At 62.7% G+C, this 853-nt stretch carries 1 protein-coding gene and 1 pseudogene; both read left to right on the top strand.

Translation table 11 applies throughout. From position 1 onward, the window contains the following. Positions 1–407, top strand: a 407-nt coding sequence (locus JHD07_RS37180; RefSeq protein ID WP_291631243.1) for a transporter substrate-binding protein, incomplete at its 5' end; no start/stop codon positions are given. 83 nt (positions 408–490) lie between these two features. Then, a pseudogene (locus tag JHD07_RS37175) lies at positions 491–853 on the top strand (urea ABC transporter permease subunit UrtB); the annotation flags it as partial.

Raw genomic sequence — 853 nt, 5'->3', positions numbered from 1 at the left:
AGTTCATCAAGGCGTGGCAGGCCTACACCAAGAATCCGAAGCGCGTGACCAACGACCCGATGGAAGCGCACGTGATCGGCTTCGACATGTGGGTCAAGGCGGTCGAGAAGGTGAAGTCGACCGATCCGGACAAGGTGATCGACGCTCTCCCGGGCATCGAAGCCAAGAACCTGACCGGCGGCACCTCCAAGATGCTCCCGAACCACCACATCACCAAGCCGGTGTTCATCGGCGAGATCAAGGCCAACGGCCAGTTCGACGTGGTCTGGAAGACCCCGAGCCTCGTCCCCGGCGATGCCTGGTCGAAGGAGCTCGACGGCTCCAAGGACCTGATCGGCGACTGGGTCGGCAAGAAGTGCGGCAACTTCAACACCAAGACCAACAAGTGCCTCGGCTCGGGCTCCTGATCCCGATCTGATCGCCATTGCAAGACCGGAGAGGGCGGCGATCCCGCCGCCTTCTCCACTCATTTCTGCCGGGGTCATTCACAGTGCCAGCCCATTTGTCAGCCCGTTTCTGTTCGCTCGCACTCTCGTTGTTTTTGATCGCGTTCGCGCTGCCGGCCTTCGCCGGGCCGTTCGAGGATGCGGTCGCCAAGTTCGCCAATGACGATTTTTCCGACACGGAAGAGGCGATCGGTGTGATCGCGGGCAGCGGCAACAAGCTGGCTTTCCCCATCATCAGCGCGCTCCAGGACGGCCGCCTCATGGCCGATCCGGACAGCAAGAAGGTCTACGTGACCGGCGCCGACGGCAAGTCGATAGACGCTGCGACCGGGGAGGCCGTCGCCACCGTTCCCGACAGTGCGAGCGCGGTCCGTCTCAACAACCGTCTTCGTCGCAGCGTCGATGCC

The sequence above is a fragment of the Bradyrhizobium sp. genome, assembly GCF_016462955.1.
In the GTDB taxonomy this organism is placed as follows: Bacteria; Pseudomonadota; Alphaproteobacteria; order Rhizobiales; family Xanthobacteraceae; genus Bradyrhizobium.
This window is presented reverse-complemented; position numbering and strand designations above follow the sequence as displayed.